The sequence below is a fragment of the Bacillus sp. FSL R5-0523 genome (assembly GCF_037975295.1).
In the GTDB taxonomy this organism is placed as follows: domain Bacteria; phylum Bacillota; class Bacilli; order Bacillales; family Bacillaceae; genus Bacillus; species Bacillus subtilis.
In genome coordinates this window covers 2,961,971-2,983,543 of record NZ_CP150251.1, presented here as the reverse complement: position 1 = coordinate 2,983,543, position 21,573 = coordinate 2,961,971, and the positions used below count along the sequence as shown (strand labels likewise).

At 45.3% G+C, this 21,573-nt stretch carries 25 protein-coding genes; 17 read left to right on the top strand and 8 right to left on the bottom strand.

Annotation, left to right across the window (positions count from 1 at the left end; all coding sequences use genetic code 11):
- Window positions 1–123: 123 nt before the first annotated feature.
- From NYE53_RS15305 to mntD, 10 genes are all read left to right on the top strand, one after another.
- Window positions 124–1,539 carry an isochorismate synthase MenF gene (locus NYE53_RS15305; protein ID WP_251187682.1) on the top strand — a complete coding sequence of 472 codons (1,416 nt, stop codon included), beginning with the start codon at window positions 124–126 and terminating at the stop codon, window positions 1,537–1,539.
- The gene (gene menD, locus NYE53_RS15300) at window positions 1,536–3,278 is read left to right on the top strand and encodes a 2-succinyl-5-enolpyruvyl-6-hydroxy-3-cyclohexene-1-carboxylic-acid synthase (protein WP_339245477.1); all 1,743 of its coding nucleotides are present in this window, start codon (window positions 1,536–1,538) and stop codon (window positions 3,276–3,278) included. Before NYE53_RS15305 ends, menD begins: the two co-directional genes overlap by 4 nt.
- On the top strand, window positions 3,266–4,090 hold the full coding sequence (gene menH / locus NYE53_RS15295; protein ID WP_015714575.1) for a 2-succinyl-6-hydroxy-2,4-cyclohexadiene-1-carboxylate synthase: 825 nt from the start codon (window positions 3,266–3,268) through the stop codon (window positions 4,088–4,090). Before menD ends, menH begins: the two co-directional genes overlap by 13 nt.
- A gap of 34 nt (window positions 4,091–4,124) precedes the next feature.
- On the top strand, window positions 4,125–4,940 hold the full coding sequence (menB, locus tag NYE53_RS15290; RefSeq protein ID WP_003229054.1) for a 1,4-dihydroxy-2-naphthoyl-CoA synthase: 816 nt from the start codon (window positions 4,125–4,127) through the stop codon (window positions 4,938–4,940).
- 90 nt (window positions 4,941–5,030) lie between these two features.
- Window positions 5,031–6,491, top strand: a complete 1,461-nt coding sequence (locus tag NYE53_RS15285) for an o-succinylbenzoate--CoA ligase (protein WP_339245474.1) — start codon at window positions 5,031–5,033, stop codon at window positions 6,489–6,491.
- Entirely contained in the window at window positions 6,488–7,603 is a 1,116-nt protein-coding gene (menC, locus tag NYE53_RS15280) for an o-succinylbenzoate synthase (RefSeq protein ID WP_339245473.1), read from the top strand. Before NYE53_RS15285 ends, menC begins: the two co-directional genes overlap by 4 nt.
- A 279-nt stretch (window positions 7,604–7,882) precedes the next feature.
- Window positions 7,883–8,803 (top strand): manganese ABC transporter substrate-binding protein/adhesin MntA, encoded by a 921-nt coding sequence (mntA, locus tag NYE53_RS15275; protein WP_339245470.1) that lies wholly within the window; start codon window positions 7,883–7,885, stop codon window positions 8,801–8,803.
- Between the two features lie 18 nt (window positions 8,804–8,821).
- Complete coding sequence (gene mntB / locus NYE53_RS15270) at window positions 8,822–9,574, top strand: manganese ABC transporter ATP-binding protein MntB (RefSeq protein WP_339245468.1); 753 nt, start codon at window positions 8,822–8,824, stop codon at window positions 9,572–9,574.
- 5 nt (window positions 9,575–9,579) lie between these two features.
- Complete coding sequence (gene mntC, locus NYE53_RS15265; protein ID WP_339245466.1) at window positions 9,580–10,887, top strand: manganese ABC transporter permease MntC; 1,308 nt, start codon at window positions 9,580–9,582, stop codon at window positions 10,885–10,887.
- Window positions 10,877–11,764: a manganese ABC transporter permease MntD gene (gene mntD / locus NYE53_RS15260; RefSeq protein WP_339245464.1), complete on the top strand. Its 888-nt coding sequence runs from the start codon at window positions 10,877–10,879 to the stop codon at window positions 11,762–11,764. The genes mntC and mntD overlap by 11 nt, the downstream gene beginning before the upstream one ends.
- A gap of 18 nt (window positions 11,765–11,782) precedes the next feature.
- Here mntD and NYE53_RS15255 read toward each other — a convergent pair whose 3' ends face one another.
- The 3 genes from NYE53_RS15255 to NYE53_RS15245 are packed head-to-tail and all read right to left on the bottom strand — an operon-like array spanning window position 11,783 to window position 14,410.
- Window positions 11,783–11,941 (bottom strand): DUF1540 domain-containing protein, encoded by a 159-nt coding sequence (locus NYE53_RS15255; protein WP_014665097.1) that lies wholly within the window; start codon window positions 11,939–11,941, stop codon window positions 11,783–11,785.
- A 53-nt stretch (window positions 11,942–11,994) separates the two neighbouring features.
- Window positions 11,995–13,035: a cytochrome d ubiquinol oxidase subunit II gene (locus NYE53_RS15250; protein ID WP_015384444.1), complete on the bottom strand. Its 1,041-nt coding sequence runs from the start codon at window positions 13,033–13,035 to the stop codon at window positions 11,995–11,997.
- A gap of 43 nt (window positions 13,036–13,078) precedes the next feature.
- Entirely contained in the window at window positions 13,079–14,410 is a 1,332-nt protein-coding gene (locus NYE53_RS15245; RefSeq protein ID WP_339245460.1) for a cytochrome ubiquinol oxidase subunit I, read from the bottom strand.
- A 204-nt stretch (window positions 14,411–14,614) separates the two neighbouring features.
- Here NYE53_RS15245 and NYE53_RS15240 point away from each other — a divergent pair, with 204 nt between their 5' ends.
- The gene (locus tag NYE53_RS15240) at window positions 14,615–14,863 is read left to right on the top strand and encodes a type B 50S ribosomal protein L31 (protein WP_003219346.1); all 249 of its coding nucleotides are present in this window, start codon (window positions 14,615–14,617) and stop codon (window positions 14,861–14,863) included.
- 93 nt (window positions 14,864–14,956) lie between these two features.
- Window positions 14,957–15,520 carry a carbonic anhydrase gene (locus NYE53_RS15235; protein ID WP_014665093.1) on the top strand — a complete coding sequence of 188 codons (564 nt, stop codon included), beginning with the start codon at window positions 14,957–14,959 and terminating at the stop codon, window positions 15,518–15,520.
- On the opposite strand, the gene yidD is transcribed toward NYE53_RS15235, so the two are convergent.
- A complete protein-coding gene (yidD, locus tag NYE53_RS15230) occupies window positions 15,517–15,744 on the bottom strand; it encodes a membrane protein insertion efficiency factor YidD (protein WP_014665092.1) in 228 nt (75 codons plus the stop codon). The genes NYE53_RS15235 and yidD overlap by 4 nt on opposite strands.
- 127 nt (window positions 15,745–15,871) lie before the next feature.
- Here yidD and NYE53_RS15225 point away from each other — a divergent pair, with 127 nt between their 5' ends.
- The gene (locus NYE53_RS15225; RefSeq protein WP_003219361.1) at window positions 15,872–16,345 is read left to right on the top strand and encodes an S-ribosylhomocysteine lyase; all 474 of its coding nucleotides are present in this window, start codon (window positions 15,872–15,874) and stop codon (window positions 16,343–16,345) included.
- Between the two features lie 119 nt (window positions 16,346–16,464).
- Window positions 16,465–16,902, top strand: a complete 438-nt coding sequence (locus NYE53_RS15220) for a FixH family protein (protein ID WP_339245457.1) — start codon at window positions 16,465–16,467, stop codon at window positions 16,900–16,902.
- Here the strand turns inward: NYE53_RS15220 and ytzI are convergent.
- The gene (gene ytzI, locus NYE53_RS15215) at window positions 16,896–17,036 is read right to left on the bottom strand and encodes a YtzI protein (protein ID WP_003229081.1); all 141 of its coding nucleotides are present in this window, start codon (window positions 17,034–17,036) and stop codon (window positions 16,896–16,898) included. The two genes, NYE53_RS15220 and ytzI, sit on opposite strands and share 7 nt — an antisense overlap.
- 128 nt (window positions 17,037–17,164) lie before the next feature.
- On the opposite strand from ytzI, the gene NYE53_RS15210 reads away from it, so the two are divergent.
- The 3 genes from NYE53_RS15210 (at window position 17,165) to ytkD (ending at window position 18,857) form a co-directional block, all read left to right on the top strand.
- Complete coding sequence (locus tag NYE53_RS15210; protein WP_003229083.1) at window positions 17,165–17,602, top strand: Dps family protein; 438 nt, start codon at window positions 17,165–17,167, stop codon at window positions 17,600–17,602.
- 165 nt (window positions 17,603–17,767) lie between these two features.
- Window positions 17,768–18,172 (top strand): holin family protein, encoded by a 405-nt coding sequence (locus NYE53_RS15205; RefSeq protein WP_003229085.1) that lies wholly within the window; start codon window positions 17,768–17,770, stop codon window positions 18,170–18,172.
- Between the two features lie 208 nt (window positions 18,173–18,380).
- Window positions 18,381–18,857: an RNA deprotection pyrophosphohydrolase gene (ytkD, locus tag NYE53_RS15200; protein ID WP_003229087.1), complete on the top strand. Its 477-nt coding sequence runs from the start codon at window positions 18,381–18,383 to the stop codon at window positions 18,855–18,857.
- Between the two features lie 26 nt (window positions 18,858–18,883).
- Here the strand turns inward: ytkD and NYE53_RS15195 are convergent, their stop codons facing one another.
- The 3 genes from NYE53_RS15195 to NYE53_RS15185 are packed head-to-tail and all read right to left on the bottom strand — an operon-like array spanning window position 18,884 to window position 21,470.
- Window positions 18,884–19,696, bottom strand: coding sequence for an ABC transporter permease (locus NYE53_RS15195; RefSeq protein ID WP_003229090.1), 813 nt, complete (start codon window positions 19,694–19,696; stop codon window positions 18,884–18,886).
- A complete protein-coding gene (locus NYE53_RS15190; RefSeq protein WP_003229092.1) occupies window positions 19,671–20,453 on the bottom strand; it encodes an ABC transporter ATP-binding protein in 783 nt (260 codons plus the stop codon). The genes NYE53_RS15195 and NYE53_RS15190 overlap by 26 nt, the downstream gene beginning before the upstream one ends.
- A 12-nt stretch (window positions 20,454–20,465) precedes the next feature.
- On the bottom strand, window positions 20,466–21,470 hold the full coding sequence (locus NYE53_RS15185) for an ABC transporter substrate-binding protein (RefSeq protein ID WP_339245455.1): 1,005 nt from the start codon (window positions 21,468–21,470) through the stop codon (window positions 20,466–20,468).
- Between the last annotated feature and the right edge of the window lie 103 nt (window positions 21,471–21,573).

Sequence of the window (21,573 nt, the reverse complement as noted above, 5' to 3'; positions counted from 1 at the left end):
TTTCTGAAATTAGGTTTATAATAGGTAAGGCAGGCCATTTGGACTGCATGATCTGTGTTTGACACAAAGGAGACACAGGTGTATGGTATTAAAAGCATTTTAAGGATTATGGAGGAATGTCTCATGGTGACAACGGTGCAGCGTACGTTCCGAAAGGAAGTTCTACATGCATTACATAAAGCCAAAGAAGTCAACCATGCTGTCTTAATAAGCTATTCGAGACAAATCGAGTCTCTTGACCCTCTATCATTTTTCAATTACGGAGCAAAAAAATATACAGGCAATCGATTTTTTTGGTCAGATCCTGAAAGTGAATTGACAATAGTCGGTCTTGGCAAAGAAGCGGTTTTCCAGACAAATCAAAAAAACAGCGAGCGGTATCGTGAGGTTTTTGAACAATGGGAGCGCTTTAAAAAGACGGCTTTTCATATTTATGAAGAAGAAAAGCTGCAGCATTCTGCAGTGGGACCTGTGTTATTCGGAGGATTTTCTTTTGACCCTTGCGAAGAAAGAGGTTCACAATGGGACCATTTCTCGGAAGGGGATTTCTTTGTGCCTGCGCTTATGCTGACGATGACTGCTGAAGGCCCGTTCTTAACAGTTAACAGATGGGTAAGCGGAGGAGAAGACGCAGAAGCTGTTTTAGAAGGCTTAAAAGCTTTTGCGGCGGAATTTATGGTTCCCGATTTCAAGCAAGAAGATCAGGCTGTGATTGCAGCAGCCGAAGAGCTGGATAAGGATGATTGGCTGAAAGCAATCGAAACGGCCACAAGCCAAATTAAAGAGAAACAATATGATAAGGTTGTTCTTGCCCGAGAGCTGCTGCTCACGTTTGACGGTCAAATCCAAATTGAACCGGTGCTTAAAACGCTTCTGGACGATCAGCAGACAAGCTATGTTTTTGCAATTGAACAAGAAGGCAAAACCTTTGTCGGCGCGTCTCCGGAAAGACTGATCAAAAGAGACGGCGGCACTGTTATGTCTTCCTGTCTGGCAGGCTCCATTAAACGAGGCGTGAATGAAGAAGACGACCGCCGGATAGGCCTTGAATTATTAAACGATGAGAAAAACCTGCTTGAGCATGATATTGTGGTAGGTATGATTCATAATGCTTTTGTATCAAGCTGTTCAGAGGTTGAAAAGCCTGATGGACCTGTTTTGTACAAAACAAAAAGCGTTCAGCACCTGTTTACGCCGATTGTCGGACAGCTGCGCGAGTCTGCATCGATTTTTGACTTAATTGAGAAGCTGCATCCCACTCCGGCGCTTGGGGGAGCACCTCAGGAAAAAGCTGTTGACGTGATCAGGGAGATTGAACCGATGTCCCGCGGCTGGTATGCGGCCCCTATCGGCTGGATTGACAGCCAGGATAACGGGGAATTCGCGGTAGCCATTCGTTCAGGGCTCATCGAAGGAAGCACAGCAAGGCTGTTTGCCGGGTGCGGTATTGTGGAAGACTCGGAACCAATCTCGGAATATGAAGAAACACAGATTAAATTGAAGCCGATGATCTCTGCATTAGGAGGTGAGAGGCGTTGACAGTCAACCCGATTACTCATTACATCGGAAGTTTTATTGATGAATTCGCCCTTTCCGGAATTACGGACGCCGTCGTTTGTCCGGGCTCAAGATCTACACCGCTGGCTGTTCTTTGTGCTGCGCATCCCGATATCAGCGTCCATGTCCAAATTGATGAAAGGTCTGCCGGATTTTTTGCCTTAGGTTTGGCAAAAGCGAAGCAGCGCCCCGTACTATTGATCTGTACATCTGGAACAGCCGCGGCCAACTTTTATCCGGCTGTGGTTGAAGCCCATTATTCAAGGGTGCCTATTATTGTGTTAACTGCTGATCGGCCTCATGAGCTGCGCGAGGTAGGCGCACCGCAGGCTATTAATCAGCACTTCTTATTCGGTAACTTTGTTAAGTTTTTCACAGACTCTGCTCTTCCTGAAGAGTCTCCGCAAATGCTGAGATACATTCGAACGCTGGCAAGCCGCGCTGCCGGAGAAGCACAAAAGCGCCCAATGGGGCCTGTCCATGTGAATGTGCCGCTGCGCGAACCGCTGATGCCGGATCTTTCAGATGAGCCGTTTGGAAGAATGAGAACAGGCCGTCATGTGTCTGTGAAAACGGGTACGCAGTCTGTTGACCGCGAGTCCCTGTCTGATGTGGCTGAGATGCTCGCAGAGGCTGAAAAAGGAATGATCGTCTGCGGAGAGCTCCATAGTGATGCGGACAAGGAAAACATTATCGCGCTTTCAAAAGCGCTTCAGTATCCAATTTTAGCGGATCCGCTGTCTAATCTGCGGAATGGTGTTCATGATAAAAGCACTGTTATTGATGCGTATGATTCGTTTTTAAAAGATGATGAGCTGAAGCGGAAACTTCGTCCTGATGTTGTCATTCGGTTTGGACCGATGCCTGTTTCAAAACCGGTTTTCTTATGGCTTAAAGATGATCCGGCCATTCAGCAAATCGTGATTGACGAGGATGGAGGCTGGAGAGACCCGACACAGGCAAGCGCGCATATGATTCATTGTAATGCGTCTGTTTTTGCTGAGGAGATCATGGCAGGCCTTACTGCTGCTGCCAGATCCTCAGAGTGGCTGGAAAAGTGGCAGTTTGTCAATAGGCGGTTCCGCGAGCATCTGCAAACAATCAGCAGTGAAGATGTTTCGTTTGAAGGCAATCTCTATCGAATCCTTCAGCATCTTGTGCCTGAAAACAGCTCGCTGTTTGTGGGAAACAGCATGCCGATCAGGGATGTTGATACGTTTTTTGAAAAGCAGGATCGCCCTTTCCGGATTTATTCAAACCGTGGAGCAAACGGGATAGACGGTGTCGTCTCCTCTGCCATGGGGGTATGTGAAGGAACAAAAGCGCCTGTTACCCTTGTGATTGGAGATTTATCTTTTTATCACGATTTAAACGGCCTGCTGGCGACCAAAAAGCTGGGTATTCCTCTTACTGTGATTCTTGTCAATAATGACGGAGGAGGGATTTTCTCCTTTTTGCCGCAGGCTTCTGAGAAGACACACTTTGAAGATTTGTTCGGCACACCGACAGGGCTCGATTTCAAGCATGCGGCTGCACTTTACGGCGGAACGTATTCATGCCCGGCTTCTTGGGATGAATTCAAAACAGCTTACGCGCCGCAGGCAGACAAGCCCGGACTCCATTTGATTGAAATCAAAACGGATCGCCAATCAAGAGTCCAGCTTCATCGCGATATGCTGAATGAGGCTGTGCGGGAAGTGAAAAAACAATGGGAACTGTAAACATAACGGTATCAGATGGTGTCCGATATGCAGTGGCAGACGAGGGACCGAATGCTTCCGAAGCCGTCGTCTGTCTGCACGGGTTTACCGGCAGCAAACAATCATGGACTTTTCTTGATGAGATGCTGCCTGATTCCCGCTTGATCAAAATTGATTGTTTAGGGCATGGGGAAACCGATGCCCCGCTGAATGGGAAAAGATACAGCACAAGCCGGCAAGTTTCTGACCTTGCCGAGATTTTTGATCAATTAAAACTTCACAAAGTGAAATTGATTGGGTATTCTATGGGAGGAAGGCTTGCTTACTCTTTTGCGATGACATATCCCGAGCGGGTATCGGCACTTGTGCTTGAAAGCACGACGCCGGGGCTCAAAACACTTGGGGAACGGCGGGAACGAATCATGCGGGACCGGAAGCTTGCTGATTTTATTTTAAGAGACGGGCTCAAAGCGTTTGTTGCGTATTGGGAGAATATCCCTTTGTTTTCATCTCAGCAGAGGCTGGCTGAAGATATTCGGCACAGGATACGATCGGGCCGTCTGCGGAACAATAAGATTGGGCTTGCGAACAGTTTAACCGGCATGGGCACCGGATCACAGCCTTCTTTGTGGAGCCGTGTAGAGGAAATAGATGTCCCAGTGCTTCTGATCTGCGGGGAGTGGGACGAAAAATTTTGCGCCATCAATCAAGAGGTGCATAAGATGCTTCCTTCTAGTAGAATAGAGATTGTTCCAAAAGCAGGACATACGGTCCATGTGGAACAGCCGCGATTGTTTGGTAAAATAGTGAGTGAGTTTTTGACAAGCATCTGACTCATTCACATAGAGAATAAAAGGAGGTCATCATATGGCTGAATGGAAAACAAAACGGACATACGATGAGATATTGTATGAAACGTATAATGGCATTGCAAAAATAACAATCAACCGACCTGAGGTACATAATGCGTTTACCCCTAAAACGGTTGCTGAAATGATTGATGCGTTTGCTGACGCAAGAGACGACCAAAACGTTGGGGTTATCGTGCTTGCCGGTGCAGGGGACAAGGCATTTTGTTCTGGCGGAGACCAAAAAGTGCGTGGCCACGGTGGATATGTAGGAGACGACCAGATCCCTCGTCTTAACGTATTGGATCTTCAGCGTTTAATCCGCGTCATCCCGAAACCGGTTGTTGCGATGGTGTCCGGATATGCGATCGGCGGAGGCCATGTGCTTCACATCGTATGTGACTTGACAATTGCTGCGGACAACGCAATTTTCGGACAAACAGGACCTAAAGTGGGAAGCTTCGATGCAGGTTACGGTTCTGGCTACCTGGCTCGAATTGTAGGACATAAAAAAGCACGTGAAATCTGGTACCTATGCCGTCAGTACAACGCACAGGAAGCACTGGACATGGGTCTTGTCAACACAGTCGTTCCTTTGGAACAGCTTGAAGAAGAAACGATTAAATGGTGTGAAGAAATGCTTGAAAAAAGCCCGACCGCACTGCGCTTTCTTAAAGCTGCGTTTAACGCGGACACAGACGGACTTGCTGGAATTCAGCAGTTTGCAGGGGATGCTACCCTTCTTTACTACACAACAGATGAAGCAAAAGAAGGCCGTGATTCCTTTAAGGAAAAACGCAAACCTGATTTCGGACAGTTCCCTCGTTTTCCGTGATCAGCAATACCTAGTAAACCAACAGCTTGAGACTTTGCGGTCCAAGCTGTTTTCTTTTCAATATAGACATTTTACCTCGGAGATGATGACATGCTGACAGAACAGCCCAACTGGCTCATGCAGCGGGCACAGCTGACACCTGAGAGAATCGCTCTCATCTATGAAGACCAAACCGTGACATTTGCAGAATTATTTGCCGCGTCTAAACGAATGTCGGAACAGCTTGCCGCTCATTCGGTTCGGAAAGGGGATACTGCGGCTATTTTGCTCCAAAACCGTGCAGAAATGGTATACGCTGTTCACGCTTGTTTTTTGCTTGGTGTTAAGGCGGTGTTTTTGAATACGAAGCTGTCAACACATGAAAGGCTGTTTCAGCTGAAGGATTCGGGATCCGGCTTTTTATTGACAGATTCAAGCTTTGAGAAGAAAGAATATGAACACATCGTTCAAACGATTGATGTGGATGAACTGATGAAAGAAGCAGCAGAGGAAATTGAAATCCAGGCTTATATGCAAATGGATGCAACGGCAACGCTGATGTATACGTCGGGTACGACAGGAAAGCCCAAGGGAGTTCAGCAAACGTTCGGAAACCATTATTTCAGTGCGGTGTCGTCCGCTCTTAATTTGGGTATAACAGAACAAGACCGCTGGCTTATCGCATTGCCGCTCTTTCATATCAGCGGATTGTCCGCCTTATTTAAATCTGTGATCTATGGAATGACTGTGGTGCTTCACCAGCGTTTTTCCGTAAGCGATGTGCTGGATTCTATCAACAGGCATGAAGTGACAATGATATCTGCGGTGCAGACTATGCTGGCCAGTCTTTTGGAAGAAACAAACCGCTGCCCTGAATCCATCAGATGCATTCTTCTCGGCGGCGGTCCTGCACCGCTGCCATTGCTTGAGGAATGCCGTGAGAAAGGATTCCCTGTCTTTCAGTCATATGGAATGACAGAAACATGCTCGCAAATTGTTACCCTGTCGCCGGAATTCAGTATGGAAAAGCTCGGATCTGCGGGGAAACCGCTGTTTTCGTGTGAAATCAAAATAGAGCGGGACGGACAGGTATGTGAACCGTTTGAACACGGTGAAATCATGGTCAAAGGCCCGAATGTTATGAAAAGCTATTTTAACCGGGAGAGCGCAAACGAAGCCTCTTTTCAAAATGGCTGGCTGAAAACAGGTGATCTTGGTTATTTGGACAGCGAAGGCTTTTTATATGTATTAGACAGACGTTCAGATCTGATCATATCCGGCGGAGAAAACATTTATCCGGCCGAAGTGGAGTCAGTGCTGCTTTCACACCCCGCTGTGGCCGAAGCCGGGGTTTCAGGGGCTGAGGACAAAAAATGGGGAAAAGTGCCTCACGCCTATCTTGTCCTTCACAAGCCTGTGAGCGCAGAAGAATTGACTGCCTACTGCAAAGAACGCTTGGCGAAGTATAAAATTCCGGCAAAATTCTTTGTGCTTGACCGCCTGCCGCGCAATGCGTCTAATAAGCTCTTGCGAAATCAGCTGAAGGATGCGCGTAAAGGAGAACTGCTATGATCGAAATAGAAAAAATCACGCTTTACCATTTGAGCATGAACTTAAAGAAACCGTTTAAAAACAGTATCGAAACGCTTCAAGAGCGTAAATTTCTGATCGTGGAAGCCATTGATACATCAGGTGTCACAGGGTGGGGAGAAGTTTCCGCTTTCTCTTCGCCTTGGTACACCGAGGAAACCATTGGAACATGTTTGCATATGCTAAAAGATTTTTTTATCCCAAATGTCGTCGGCTGTGAATTCAATCATCCTTCAGAAGTGCCGGACAGCCTGGCGCGTTATAAAGGAAACCGGATGGCAAAAGCGGGACTTGAATCTGCTGTATGGGATATCTATGCCAAAAAGAAGGGCGTATCCCTTGCTGAGGCATTGGGCGGAACAAGAGATAAAATCCCTGCCGGGGTGGTAGTCGGCCTGGCGCCTCTTGACGATATGCTGAAGGAAATTGAGAGCTATCAAAAAGAAGGTTATCAAAGAATAAAAATTAAAATTCAGCCTGGGCAGGATGTGGAATTGGTCAAGGCCATCCGCAGCCGATTCCCAAATATTCCGCTTATGGCCGATGCCAATTCCTCCTACGAATTGAAGGATATCAGCCGCTTAAAGGAGCTTGATGACTACCATTTAATGATGATTGAGCAGCCCCTTCAATCCGACGATATCGTTGACCACCGCCACCTGCAGAAACATTTGAAAACGGCCATTTGCCTTGATGAGAGCATTTGTTCAGTTGATGATGCGAGACGGGCGATTGAGCTAGGAAGCTGCAAAATTATTAATATAAAACCTTCTCGTGTCGGCGGCTTAACAGAAGCCTTAAAAATTCATGATTTATGCAAAGAGCATCATATGCAGGTTTGGTGCGGCGGAATGCTGGAAACAGGCATATCAAGAGCGCAGAACGTGGCGCTTGCTTCACTGCCTCAATTCACAATACCTGGCGATATATCTTCATCCTCACGATATTGGGATGAAGATATTGTAACCCCTGATATTCGTATTGATAATGGATTTATTTCTGTGTCAAAACAGCCTGGTTTAGGGGTTGAGGTGAATCAAGACATTATGCGAAAATATGTGACCAAAATGGATGTTTTCACACAGCATGGGTAAGAAAAAAGAATTTTGCTATTTTGAATAAATGACACTGTGCTGTTACAGTAAAAGTGTTCGTTGAATACATCCCTTCTCGTTTGGACCGGCTGCTGACCCAGCCGGTTTTTTTATGTAAATCAGCTTGACAAAAATGGTCAAACGCGATAATTTTGCACATAGGAAACTTTTTGTCCTGTGTAAATAAAACATGCTTTTGGCTAATTTAATGTCACATGTCTAAGAACTGACAACATAAGATAAAACAATCGGACATTGATGGCAAAGAGGAGGAGAAATATGAGACGAGGGCTGATGGCAGCAGTACTTTTTGCGACCTTTGCTTTAACAGGATGCGGAACGGATTCAGCCGGAAAAAGCGCTGATCATCAATTACAAGTGACAGCGACAACATCTCAAATTGCCGATGCAGCAGAAAACATCGGAGGTAAGCACGTAAAAGTCATCTCTTTAATGGGACCGGGGGTTGATCCGCACCTTTACAAAGCTTCCCAAGGTGACACGAAAAAATTAATGTCTGCCGATGTTGTTCTGTACAGCGGGTTGCATTTGGAAGGGAAAATGGAGGATGTCCTCCAAAAAATCGGCGAACAAAAACAAGCGGCGGCAGTAGCTGAGGCCATTCCGAAAAATAAGCTTATTCCCGCGGGGGAAGGCAAGACGTTTGATCCCCACGTCTGGTTCAGCATTCCGTTATGGATCTATGCGGTGGATGAAATTGAAGCGCAATTCAGCAAAGCAATGCCTCAGCACGCAGATGCCTTTCGAAAAAATGCCAAAGAGTACAAAGAAGATTTGCAATATTTAGATAAGTGGTCGCGTAAGGAGATCGCACATATTCCGGAGAAAAGCCGTGTGCTTGTGACTGCTCATGATGCGTTTGCGTACTTTGGGAATGAGTATGGATTTAAGGTAAAAGGCCTGCAGGGACTCAGCACAGATTCGGACTATGGATTAAGGGATGTCCAGGAGCTGGTTGATCTTCTGACAGACAAACAAATAAAAGCTGTGTTCGTAGAAAGCAGTGTATCTGAAAAATCAATCAATGCAGTGGTGGAAGGCGCTAAAGAAAAAGGCCATACAGTCACAATCGGCGGTCAGCTTTATTCGGATGCCATGGGTGAAAAGGGCACAAAAGAAGGCACATACGAAGGAATGTTCCGCCACAATATCAACACGATTACTAAAGCGCTTAAATAAAGAAAAGAGGTGGAGGATATGTTCCCTGTTGAGCTTGATAATGTGACGGTTGCTTATCATAAAAAGCCTGTACTGCAGGACATTTCGCTGCAGGTGCCTGAAGGAAAACTTATTGGCATTATCGGCCCAAACGGCGCGGGAAAATCAACCTTGATCAAAACGATTCTCGGTCTTGTGCCCCGGGCTTCCGGAGACATCTCTATTTACGGCAAAGACTATAAGGAGCAGCGGACCAGAATCGGATATGTTCCGCAGCGCGGCTCGGTTGACTGGGATTTCCCCACAAGCGCGCTCGATGTCGTCCTAATGGGAAGATACGGGAGAATCGGTTTATTAAAGAGGCCAAAGAAAGCGGATGTGGAGATGGCGAAGGCCGCATTAGCAAAAGTCGGGATGCTTGATTATGCGAAGAGGCAGATCAGCCAGCTGTCAGGCGGCCAGCAGCAGCGAGTGTTTCTTGCCCGGGCACTCTGCCAGAACGCTGACATTTATTTTATGGATGAACCGTTTGCAGGTGTCGATGCAGCGACGGAGCGCGCGATTATGACGCTGTTGGCAGAACTCAAAGAAAAAGGAAAAACCGTGCTTGTCGTCCATCATGACCTGCAGACCGCCGAGGATTATTTCGATTGGATCTTACTGCTTCATTTAAGAAAAATCGCTTTCGGACCGGCGGAAAACGTTTTTACGATCGAAAACCTGCAAAAAACATATGGAGGAAGGCTTACGTTTTTAAAAGATAAAGTGCTGGCAGAAGGACATAAGGAGTGAGCGCGATGTTTGAAAGTTTGTGGCTGCAGCTCGAGCATCCGAATACACAGTGGGTGCTGGCCGGTACGCTTTTGCTCGGGATGGCAAGCGGTGTTTTGGGCAGCTTTGTGCTGCTGAGAAAGCAAAGTTTAATCGGCGATGCGATGGCCCATTCAGCTCTGCCGGGAGTGTGTCTCGCTTTTCTGTTCACTGGGCAAAAATCACTGCCTTTCTTTTTGCTGGGTGCGGCGCTCGCCGGGCTGCTCGGAACGTTTTGTATTCAGCTGATTCCGCGGCTTTCAAAAACAAAGGAGGACTCGGCGATCGGGATTGTTCTTTCTGTGTTTTTTGGCGTCGGGATCATTCTGCTGACATATATTCAGCAACAGGGGGCGGGAAGCCAAAGCGGGCTTGATTCTTTTTTATTCGGCCAGGCTGCTTCATTGGTCAGGCAGGATATCATCCTTATTGCAGGAATATCCGCTGCTCTGCTGCTCCTATGTATTGTTTTCTTTAAGGAATTTACATTGATTACTTTTGATCTCGCGTTTGCAAAGGGATTAGGAATCCCGGTGCGTTTTTTAAACGGGCTTTTGGCTTGTCTGATTGTCTGTGCTGTCGTCGTTGGGCTTCAGACTGTTGGTGTGATATTAATGGCGGCTATGCTGATTACACCTGCCATAGCTGCGAGATATTGGACCGAACGATTAACCGGGATGATCGTCATTGCCGGGATTACAGGCGGGGTCAGCGGCGTGGCCGGAACCCTGCTTAGCACCACGATGAAGGGAATGGCGACAGGGCCATTAATGATCTTATCTGCAACGCTGCTCTTTCTTTTTTCAATGATTTGCGCGCCTAAGCGGGGATTGGCTGCTAAAGCCATAAGGCTGATGAGGCTGCGGCGCAGAACAAGCAGGGAGCAAGTGCTTTTGGAGATTTATGAACAGTATGAAAAGAATAATCTTTGTGTAACTGTTGAAAGTGTAAGAAAGAAAAGACGCCTATCCCCTTCATTATGCCTTAAGGCATTAAATGACTTGGAACAAGAGAGATGCATTGAGCGTATCGAAAATGGGATTTGGCAAATCACAAGCAAAGGGATAGAAAAAGGCTATCACACAGCTTTGAAGCAGCGGATGTATGAAGTGTATCTCATGCATGAAATGGAACTTGCCAATATAGAATCCGATCAGGACTACTTTGACCCAGACCGTTTACCGAGAGAAACGAGAGAGCGGCTTTATTCACTCTTAAAGCTGTATGGACGGATGCCTGAGCGTCGAAAAGCGTCTCGTGATGCCGAGAAGGGACAGATCGCAAATGAGTTTTGAAGCATGGATTATAGCTACCGGTGTATTAGTCGGTGTAAGCTGCGGATTGATCGGCACATTTCTTGTGCTGAGAAGCATGGCGATGCTGGCCGACGCAATCAGTCATACAGTGTTGCTTGGCATTGTCGGCGCTTTTCTAGTGACGGGAAGTCTCGAAGGGATTTCTATGTTTATCGGCGCAGCCGCAACCGGTCTGTTAACGGCTTTCTTGGTTCAGCTTCTTCATAGCAAGGGGGTTCAATCAGATGCTGCCATAGGAGTTGTGTTTACATCCTTATTTGCAATTGGGGTTATTTTGCTTTCTGTGTATGGAGCGAATGTCCATCTCGATATTGAGCACTCGTTAATGGGAGAAATCGCTTTTGTGCCGTGGAATACGGTGACGGTATTCGGGGTTGATATTGGGCCGAAAGCGTTTTGGATGCTGACATCTGTTCTGGTTTTAAACGTAGTGTTGATCAGTGTGTGCTATAAGGAGTTTAAAATCGCTTCGTTTGATCCTCAAATGGCTTTAGCCTTGGCAATACCGGTTTTGCTCATTCATTACGTGCAAATGGGCATGCTGTCCCTGACGACTGTTGCTTCCTTTGATTCGGTTGGTGCCGTATTGGTTGTGGCCATGCTGATTGTTCCGCCTGCTGCGGCACATTTGCTGACAGACCGGCTTCTTTATATGCTGATTCTCAGCGCGTTGATTGGCGGGCTGTCGGCGGTCATGGGCTATTTCTTCGCAACATGGCTTAATGTTTCGATTTCAGGAGCGATGGCAGCCATGACAGGTGTATGTTATGCAAGCGCCTTTTTGTTTTCACCTGCAAACGGGGTCATGACTAAAAAGTTAAGAACACTCAACATGCAAAAAGAAAGAGCTGGCTGATGCAGCTCTTTCTTTTAATTACAATTCATGCGGCTTAAACGTTTTGCAGTCTGTTTCCCGGCTGTTTTCAGCCGTTTCACCAGTATGGCTGACAACATAAATGGCATCAGCGGTGCATTTGTTTCCTTTGCCCCAATAAGAACAGTTGTTGACCTCACATAGAATTTTCTGCTCCATGCCATCCCCTCCTTATAAAGGTTCTGGATTAGTATTGCCGGCTGGTTTGCCCTCTATTCCTCCTGGCGGATATAGCGTTTATCTCGCATAAACATTTTCCAGAAGAAAAAGAAGCCCGGAAATAGAATGATAAATGCAACGATATACGTTGCAAACAGCGCTCTGAACGTTGCTGGCTCTGTGAAGCCTGACATGACTGTCACATCGGGATAAATCATATACGGAAGATGCGCCCGCCCGTACGCGTAGCTTGCGAGAAAATACTGTATCCCAATCGCGACAAGTGCAAGCCGCGGTTTTCCGATGTTTTGCCCAAAGCTCTTATTAGGCAGGAAAAGGGCGATTCCAGCAATGACAAATGTAATGAACGATGCAATAATCCAAGTAAAATCATTCAGCATTCCGCTGTACAGCCAGTTTGCTTCATTCCGCATCGTCACCATGATGCATACAGCAAACAACAGTGAAATCGGGCCGGTAATCAGGGCGCTTTTTCTGTAGGCTCGGTACGCATCCTGTTCCTCTGCCACATTTGAAACATCTGCAAGCAGCAGGGAGGACAAAAATAAGGTGCTTAAAATCGCAAACCCGATAAATGAATAGGCGTTGGGGCTTGAAAAGATTTTAGACATATTTAAGTTATAGATTCCATCCGTTTTTTCTATAAACCCTCCGTGTGTCACAGGAAGCACCAAAATTAAAATAGCAGGAATGATAAAGCCGGAGATGCCGGAAATATATCTTAGCGTTTTCCGCTCCTTTGCTGTATTTGAAAAAACGAGAAATCCGCTTCGAATCGCTAAAAGCAGCAAAATCATGCTTCCGGGAATTAATAAAACGGTGCCGAGCACAAATGTAGCGCCGGGGAAAAAACTGAAAAGCGCCACGACGATGGCCACAATAAAGACGTTTGTGACCTCCCAAGTTGGGGACAAAAAGCGATTCGCAATATCGGTGGCCTTCATATGCTCCTTGTTTAAATAGATCATAGACCAAAATCCCGCTCCAAAATCCATTGTCGCCATGACGGCGTAAATAAACACAAAGCCCCAGATAATTGAGATGGCGATCAGAGCGTCAGTTGAAATCTCCATTTGTACGATCTTCCTTCCATTTGGTTTCCTGTTTGCGGAGCCATTACGACTCCGCTGTATTTAAATCTTCGTCAACCGGGTGCTTGCGGAAATAATACAGCAGCACGTAGACGACAGCTGCGCCTAACACGGCATAAACAAATGTGAAAAATAAGAACAGCACCCCGATCGAGCCAGTCGTTGTTACGACATCTGACGTTTTCAGCAGATGATAGATGACCCAAGGCTGCCTCCCCGTACATGCGAAAATCCAGCCGAATTCAATGCCGATGAGACTAAAAGGGCCTGCTGTCATGAAAATGACCAAAAGCCACGTTGGGAAACGGTCTTTCTTGAGCACCTTTCTCCAGACCACACCGATAATGGAATAAAGAATAAGCAGCATGCCTACACCGACCATCGCATTAAACAGCGTGTGAATGAAAAGCGGCGGCCATTCGTCTTTCGGAAATGCATTTAATCCTTTTACAACAGTGTCAAAACGGTTCGCTGCCAAAAAGCTTAAAGCCCATGGAATCTCGATTGCCCATTTTACTTTTTCTTCATTCGGGTCGGTAAAACCGCCGATAGCGAGCGGGGCATGGGATCTTGTTTCAAACAGGCCTTCCGCACCGGCTAATTTTTCGGGCTGGTATTCGTACAGCATCTGTGCAGATTCGTGTCCGTTCAAAGCGGTCAGCAATGAAAAAATACCGCCGATCGTCAGTGCGAGCAAAAGGGCTTTCCGGTGAAAGCGATAGACCTTTTCCTTTTTCCTCGTCCGGATCATTTTATACGCCGCAACAGAAGCCACGATAAACGCACCGGTCATAAACGCGGACAGCACGACATGGCCGGCAGTGATAAAAAAGCTTGGATTAAAAAACGCAGCCCACGGGTCAACATCTGTAATTTTTCCGTTTGAAATTTTAAAACCGGCGGGCGTTCCTTCAAAAGCGTGAACATTCGTGATCAGAACAGCGGATGCTGCTGCCCCGACTAACACAAAGAAAACAGCAACAATCCTCATTGCAGGTGACAAACGGTCTGCAGCGTATACATAAATCGACATGAATAGGGCTTCAACAAAAAAAGCATAGATTTCAATTTGAAACGGCAGGGACATGACCCGGCCGATGACTTCCATAAATCCCGGCCATAAAAGCGCGAGCTGAGTGCCCGCGATCGTTCCGGTCGGTATGGCGACTCCCAGTAAAACGGCTTGTGCTTTCGTCCACCTTTTCGCCATGATCGCATAATGGTCATCTTTCGTTTTTTGATAGATCAATTCCGCCACTAAAATCATGAGCGGCAGACCGACTCCAAGCGTTGCGAAAATGATATGAAAGCCCATTGTCGTGCCAAAAAGGCTTCTGGCCAAAACTAAATCATCCACAATCGTAAACCACCTTTCTCAAATGACGTTCTTTATGTATTTTGGGTTTATTATTTGCTTCCTCGGTTAGATTATTCTTCCTATTCTTAAATGCCATGAGTTTACGATGAAAGAACAGAGGGAAGGATGTAAGAAGATTGACAAAACGTTTGTGACGTTATAAAATAAAACGTAATTATTACGATTTGAAGAAGGGAGATACGCATGAAAGAAGGAATTCATCCAAAGAACCACAAAGTGATATTTCAGGATGTCAACAGCGGCTACCGTTTTCTAAGCACCTCTACGAAAACATCTAATGAAACAGCAGAGTGGGAAGACGGTAACACATATCCCGTCATTAAAGTAGAAGTAAGCTCTGACACGCATCCGTTTTATACAGGCCGCCAGAAATTCAATGAAAAAGGCGGACGAGTTGAGCAGTTCAAAAAACGCTATAACATGGGGAAATAAGGCAGACCTGAGGGTTTGTCTTTTTTTATTATGACGAATAAACAAGTGTTGTGATATATTGAAGAGTAAAAAGAATAGAAAGGGACAACGAACATGAGTCTTCTAAATGATATTCTCGAATTTAACAAGACATTTACTGAACAAAGAGAGTATGAAAAGTATAAAACGTCAAAATTCCCCGATAAAAAAATGGCGATTCTTTCTTGCATGGACACTCGTCTGGTTGAACTGCTGCCGCATTCAATGAATATGCGAAACGGCGATGTGAAAATCATTAAAAGTGCCGGTGCGCTTGTGACACACCCATTCGGAAGCATCATGAGAAGTTTACTCGTCGCAGTGTACGAGCTGAACGCCGATGAGGTATGTGTGATCGGACATCACGATTGCGGCATGAGCAAAATCAGCAGCGAAAGCATGCTTGATAGAATCAAAGAAAGAGGAATTCCGGAAGAACGCATCGAAACATTAAAGTACTCCGGTGTTGATTTTGATCAATGGTTTAAAAGCTTTGATTCAGTAGAAGCAAGCGTGAAAGACAGCGTAGAAGTCATTAAACATCATCCGCTGTTCCCGGAAAACGTTCCAGTCCACGGCTTGGTTATTGATCCTGACACAGGAAAACTGGATCTTGTCGTAAATGGCTATAACGCTTAATGTTTGTGTTTCTTTTCAGGAACGGGATCGACCCCTCCCGGATGGAACGGGTGGCATTTCAAAATCCGTTTGATTGTCAGCCAGCCGCCTTTTAAAGCCCCATGTGTTTTAATCGCTTCGATTCCATATTGAGAGCAAGTCGGATAAAAGCGGCATGTTGGCGGCGTCAGCGGCGAGATGAATTTTTGATATCCTCTGATCAGAGCGATAAATAGGGTTTTCATATGTATTCAGCAACCTTTCTGATGCAAGTATAAGAAAAAAAACGCAGATTGAAAAGCTATTCGATTATTCTTATCGGAAAGGTATGTTATAATGAAATTACATTTTTAAAAAAGGGAGAGTGCCATTATGCCTTCAGTAGAAAGTTTTGAGCTTGATCATAATGCGGTTGTTGCTCCATATGTAAGACATTGCGGCGTGCATAAAGTAGGAACAGACGGCGTTGTAAATAAATTTGACATTCGTTTTTGTCAGCCAAATAAACAGGCGATGAAGCCTGACACCATTCACACACTCGAGCATTTGCTCGCGTTTACGATTCGTTCTCACGCTGAGAAATACGATCATTTTGATATCATTGATATTTCTCCAATGGGCTGCCAGACAGGCTATTATCTAGTTGTGAGCGGAGAGCCGACATCAGCGGAAATCGTTGATCTGCTTGAAGACACAATGAAGGAAGCGGTAGAGATTACAGAAATACCAGCTGCGAATGAAAAGCAGTGCGGCCAAGCGAAGCTTCATGATTTGGAAGGCGCTAAACGTTTAATGCGTTTCTGGCTTTCACAGGATAAAGAAGAATTGCTAAAAGTATTTGGCTAAAATAGAAAGGACCTTTTTGCGCATAAGCAAAAAGGTCTTTTTTGTGACGTCTCATATTTTGTATACCATTTGCTGTAAGCGTTTGCTACTATTTAGGTAAACGATGAAAGGGTGATGGCATGAAAAAGATGTTGGTTGTTCTGCTTTTTTCTGCTTTATTGCTTAATGGATGCGGATCTGGTGAAAGCAAAGCAAATACAGCTGAGACGCCCGAGGTTTTGGATGTCAAGCTGACCGGGCCTGAAAAAGTAAATCCCGGAGAAAGCGCTGCTTATGAAGCAGCCGTAACATATGGTGATGAAGCTGTGACGGATGCCGATGAAGTAGAGTTTGAAGTATGGAAAGAAGGGGAAAAAGACGCAAGCCAAATGTTTAAGGCGAAACAAGAAAAAGGCGTATACCGATTGGAAACGACGTTTAAGGAAGATGGTGTATACACTGTCCAATCCCATGTCACAGCAAAAAAACAGCATAGCATGCCGACCTTAAAAGTCCAAGTCGGAGACGCCGATGCTGCCAGCAATCAGTCAGAAGAGGAGCATTCACATCATCATTGATTGTGTGAATCAGAGTGATTTTCTTGTGGTGGATCAATGGTATGCTTTACATTATAGGCTTTTACAGTCGTCCAAATGGTTACAAGCAAAACAGCCAGCACAATCAAAATACTTATCGTAATGAGAAGCGTCATGACATTCCACCTCCCGTTTTTTAACAATTGTAGCATAATAGAAGAAATCGTGACAGATAAGGGTAAAAAAGAGGTTTTAGCGTACGATATTAAGGGTAAACATAGTTATATAACAAGGAGGAGATACCATGTCAGAACAATTGATTCAAGCAGTGAACAAACAAGTAGCCAACTGGACGGTCATGTATGTGAAACTACATAATTATCACTGGTATGTGAAAGGAAAAGATTTCTTCACTCTTCATGAAAAGTTTGAGGAGCTGTACAATGAAACGGCAACTTATATTGATGACTTAGCAGAACGTCTTTTGGCGCTGAACGGAAAACCGATTGCAACAATGAAGGAATCCTTAGAAACGGCTTCTGTCAAAGAAGCGGCTGGAAATGAAACAGCTGAACAAATGGTTCAAAGCGTATATGATGATTTCACAGTCATCGCGGAAGAGCTGAAAAACGGCATGGATTTAGCTGATGAAGTCGGTGACGAAACAACAGGGGACATGCTTCTTGCGATCCATCAAAATATTGAAAAACATAACTGGATGCTAAAAGCTTACCTAGGTTAAGTTCAAAAATAGAACGGCCGGATGTCTTAAAAAAGACGTCCGGCTTTTCTTTTTGTATCTGAAAAATAGGCGACAACCAGTCCATTTTTCTGAAAAATCCAATCCGTTCGGCTTGTTTTCCATAGAATATCGTAAGGCCGTTTCTGTGAAAGGATGTTGGGATAAATGGATAGAGACTTTGGCATCTTTTCGTTTTTAGCAGTCAGCGTTTCAGCAGCGGGTTTTTTCTTTGGAGGTTTTCAGTATTCATTTCTGATTTTGCTCTCTCTGATGGCAATTGAATTTATCAGTACGACTTTGAAGGAAACCATTATTCACAAACTGTCATTTAAAAAGGTATTTGCCCGGCTTGTCAAAAAATTAGTCACGCTGGCTCTGATCTCTGTATGCCACTTTTTTGATCAGCTGCTGAATACACAGGGATCAATTCGTGACTTGGCTATTATGTTTTATATTCTTTATGAATCTGTGCAAATTGTTGTAACAGCCAGTTCTCTTGGCATACCGGTTCCTCAGATGCTTGTCGATCTTTTAGAAACGTTAAAAAATAAATTTAAGCGCAAACCGTAACTTTTCCCTGTTCGAGGGTCATAATAAAGCCCAGAGCGTCGGCCGCACTTTTCGGCAAAAGCTATCGCAAAAAACTGTACGAGCTAGTCTGCATGCAGAACCTGACGGCGTGCTGGGTTTCCCTTATTTTTTGATAAAAGGCTTCCGAAGAAACGTAACTGTGGTATGATGTATGGAAGATAGCTAGGAACGGATTTGAGGGATAAACATGTACGAGTTTAAAGATTATTATCAGAATACTGTTCAGCTTTCCTTTGACGATCAGCCTTTCTCGGACAGCCCGAAGCATGTCTGGGTGATTTGCCGTTTTGGCGGCAAATGGCTTTTAACAGAACATGAGGACAGAGGCTATGAGTTTCCAGGCGGGAAAGTAGAGCCGATGGAGTGCGCAGAAGAGGCTGCGCTCCGGGAAGTAAAGGAAGAGACGGGCGCGAGAGTCAAAAGCCTCAAGTATCTCGGACAGTATAAAGTTCTCGGAAAAGAAAAAGTGATTGTAAAAAATATATATTTTGCAGATATAGAAAAGCTTGAAAAGCAGGCTGATTACTTTGAAACGAAAGGCCCGGTTTTGTTTCACGAGCTGCCGGAGAACCTTTCCCGCAATAAAAAATTCAGCTTTATTATGAAGGATTCCGTTCTTCCGATCAGTTTGAAAAAACTGAAAGAATCTGGATGGATTGAATAAAAAACCCGGCACATGTGCCGGGTTTTTTATGTCCTCCCCTTCGTCCATTTCTTTTCCAGCAGCTCGACGCCCTGATACATCAGAGTGGCGAAGATGGCGATGATCAGCAGGCTTAAGAAGACGAGTGTAAAATTGAAGACTTGGAATCCGTAAATAATCATATATCCTAATCCGACCTTCGAAACGAGGAATTCCCCTACAATGACGCCAACCCATGATAAACCGACGTTCACTTTTAGTGTTGAAATAATCGCGGGGGAGGATGCAGGCAGTATGACTTCTTTAAAAATAACCCACTTTTTTGCGCCGAATGTTTTCATGACTTTCGTATAGTTTTCGTCGACCTCTTGGAAGGCGGTGTAGACAACGATGGTTGTGATAATGACGCTGATGATGGCTCCCATCGCAATGATGCTGATAAAACTGGGACCGAGCGCGACAATCAGGATCGGGCCCAGGGCCACTTTCGGCATTGCGTTCAAAATCACAAGATACGGATCTAAAATTCTGGCAAGTCGGTTAGACCACCATAACAAAGCGGCGAGGCACGTGCCCATAAACGTCCCAAGCAAAAAGCCAAGCACCGTTTCAAATAAAGTGACGCCGATGTGTGACAGTAAAGAACCGTCACCAAGTTTCTCCAGCAATAATCGCCACACAGCTGATGGAGAGCTGAAGATCAGCGGATCGATCCAGCCCTGCCTGCTGGAGATTTCCCAGCCCGAGAAAAAGAGAATAAATATGGCAAGCTGAAAGGAATGGACCTTCCACTTTTCCTTTTTCTGTTTGAATTGATACTGCTCGTGAAGCAGATCAATGGTTTCTTTGCTGTTTCTCAAGAGAATTCAGCTCCTTCCATATCGTTTGAAACAGTGTCTGGAAGGAAGGTTCCTGACGGGCGTCAAAAGGCAACATCGCGGCCAATTCCTTAGGAATGGTAAAAATCTGATGGATGGTGCCCGGCTGATTTGAAAATAAAAAGATCGTATCGCTCATCGCTATCGCTTCCCCTATATCATGAGTGACAAGCACTGCTGTTTTTTGATATTCCTTTAATGTGCGGAATACCAGGTTTTCCAAAGACAGCTTTGTCTGAAAATCAAGCGCGGAAAATGGCTCATCCAGCAAAAGCAGACTAGGGTTAGGCGCAAGTGTTCTTGCAAGCGCAGCCCGCTGGCGCATCCCGCCTGACAGCTCTTTCGGATATTTTTTCTCCACATCTATGAGGCCGAACTCCGGCAATAGACCGAGTGCAGCGGCTTTGCTTTCTTCTGTCAGCGTGTCGGCGATTTTTAAACCGAGAAGCACATTTTCCTCGATAGATTTCCAGGGAAATAAGTAATCCTGCTGAAGCATATAGCCAATATTATGTTCTTTTTGATTCGGCTCACGGCCTTCAATCAGAACTCTGCCTTCTGATGGCTCAATCAAACCGGCAATAATGGAAAGCAGTGTTGTTTTTCCGCAGCCGCTTGGGCCGAGAAATGAGATGAAATCGCCTTTTTCGGCATCGAAATGAATATCCCGCACAGCCGTTGTTTTTTCTTTAATAGAAAAATAAGTATGGGTTACATGGTCGACATGTAAGAAAGACATAGATGGCGCCTCCTATTTCTCCGAGGTGACTTTTTCAGCAATTTCTTTATTTACAAGCTGATTGTATGGAATGTGCTTCGGCAGTTCTCCCGATTGATCCATAATGGTTTGGAGAAGCTCCCATTCTTTTTCGTTAAGCAGAGGGTCTGGCGAATATGAATGCTGTTTTTTATAGCGTTCAATGGATGTTTCGATGACGTCTGGGTCGGTATCATCAAATTCATCTTTAATGGCATCTGTGATGTCCTTTGCAGAATGATTTTCAACCCACTGCTGCGCCTTATAAATGGCTTTTGTAAACTTGACGGCTGTGTCTTCATTTTTCTTCAAATAGCTTTGTTTCGCCATAAAAGTCGTATAAGGAACCTCTCCTGATTCTTCTCCGAATGAAGCCACGATATGGCCGATGCCTTTTTTCTCAAAGAGAGAAGCCTGCGGTTCAAAGAGCTGTACATACTCGCCGGTTCCAGAAGCAAACGCATTGGCAATATTGGCGAAGTCTATGTTCTGGACGAGGTCTATATCCTTATGCGGGTCAATCTTATGTTTGTTCAGCACATACTCGCCGACCATTTGCGGCATGCCGCCTTTTCGCTGACCGAGAAACGTTTTTCCTTTCAGCTGATCCCAGTCGAAGTGTTCAACAACTTCTCTCGCGACAAGAAACGTTCCGTCTGTCTGAGTCAGCTGGGCGAAATTAATGACGGGATCTTTAGCCCCTTGCGCTTCGACATAAATAGATGTTTCTGACCCGACAAGCGCGATGTCGGAGCCGTTGGAAAGAAGCGATGTCATCGTTTTGTCTCCGCCCCAGGTCGTATTCACATCGACATCAAGCCCTTCTTCCTTAAAAAAACCTTTAGACTCAGCAACATATAAAGGTGCGTAAAAAATTGAATGGGTCACTTCAGCTACTTTGACTTTGGTGAGCGTTTCTTCCTGCTTGCAAGCCGCCAGGGCGATCATCAGAAAGATACTGCCGACACAGGCGAAGCCCAGCCTTAACCATCTGTTCACATAGACAACCTCCTTATTTCGCATCAAGTTAATATCCTTTTTTGCTTTACATATCGTATGATGGGTATAAAAATGTGTGAATGCCTAACCAGGTTCTCCGGAT

Coding starts and splice junctions, on each gene's coding strand:
- NYE53_RS15305 (WP_251187682.1), top strand. CDS start 124: ATGGTGACAACGGTGCAGCGTACGTTCCGAAAGGAAGTTCTACATGCA.
- menH (WP_015714575.1), top strand. CDS start 3,266: ATGGGAACTGTAAACATAACGGTATCAGATGGTGTCCGATATGCAGTG.
- menB (WP_003229054.1), top strand. CDS start 4,125: ATGGCTGAATGGAAAACAAAACGGACATACGATGAGATATTGTATGAA.
- NYE53_RS15285 (WP_339245474.1), top strand. CDS start 5,031: ATGCTGACAGAACAGCCCAACTGGCTCATGCAGCGGGCACAGCTGACA.
- menC (WP_339245473.1), top strand. CDS start 6,488: ATGATCGAAATAGAAAAAATCACGCTTTACCATTTGAGCATGAACTTA.
- mntA (WP_339245470.1), top strand. CDS start 7,883: ATGAGACGAGGGCTGATGGCAGCAGTACTTTTTGCGACCTTTGCTTTA.
- mntB (WP_339245468.1), top strand. CDS start 8,822: ATGTTCCCTGTTGAGCTTGATAATGTGACGGTTGCTTATCATAAAAAG.
- mntC (WP_339245466.1), top strand. CDS start 9,580: ATGTTTGAAAGTTTGTGGCTGCAGCTCGAGCATCCGAATACACAGTGG.
- mntD (WP_339245464.1), top strand. CDS start 10,877: ATGAGTTTTGAAGCATGGATTATAGCTACCGGTGTATTAGTCGGTGTA.
- NYE53_RS15255 (WP_014665097.1), bottom strand. CDS start 11,941: ATGGAGCAGAAAATTCTATGTGAGGTCAACAACTGTTCTTATTGGGGC.
- NYE53_RS15250 (WP_015384444.1), bottom strand. CDS start 13,035: ATGGAGATTTCAACTGACGCTCTGATCGCCATCTCAATTATCTGGGGC.
- NYE53_RS15240 (WP_003219346.1), top strand. CDS start 14,615: ATGAAAGAAGGAATTCATCCAAAGAACCACAAAGTGATATTTCAGGAT.
- NYE53_RS15235 (WP_014665093.1), top strand. CDS start 14,957: ATGAGTCTTCTAAATGATATTCTCGAATTTAACAAGACATTTACTGAA.
- yidD (WP_014665092.1), bottom strand. CDS start 15,744: ATGAAAACCCTATTTATCGCTCTGATCAGAGGATATCAAAAATTCATC.
- NYE53_RS15225 (WP_003219361.1), top strand. CDS start 15,872: ATGCCTTCAGTAGAAAGTTTTGAGCTTGATCATAATGCGGTTGTTGCT.
- NYE53_RS15220 (WP_339245457.1), top strand. CDS start 16,465: ATGAAAAAGATGTTGGTTGTTCTGCTTTTTTCTGCTTTATTGCTTAAT.
- ytzI (WP_003229081.1), bottom strand. CDS start 17,036: ATGACGCTTCTCATTACGATAAGTATTTTGATTGTGCTGGCTGTTTTG.
- NYE53_RS15210 (WP_003229083.1), top strand. CDS start 17,165: ATGTCAGAACAATTGATTCAAGCAGTGAACAAACAAGTAGCCAACTGG.
- NYE53_RS15205 (WP_003229085.1), top strand. CDS start 17,768: ATGGATAGAGACTTTGGCATCTTTTCGTTTTTAGCAGTCAGCGTTTCA.
- ytkD (WP_003229087.1), top strand. CDS start 18,381: ATGTACGAGTTTAAAGATTATTATCAGAATACTGTTCAGCTTTCCTTT.
- NYE53_RS15190 (WP_003229092.1), bottom strand. CDS start 20,453: ATGTCTTTCTTACATGTCGACCATGTAACCCATACTTATTTTTCTATT.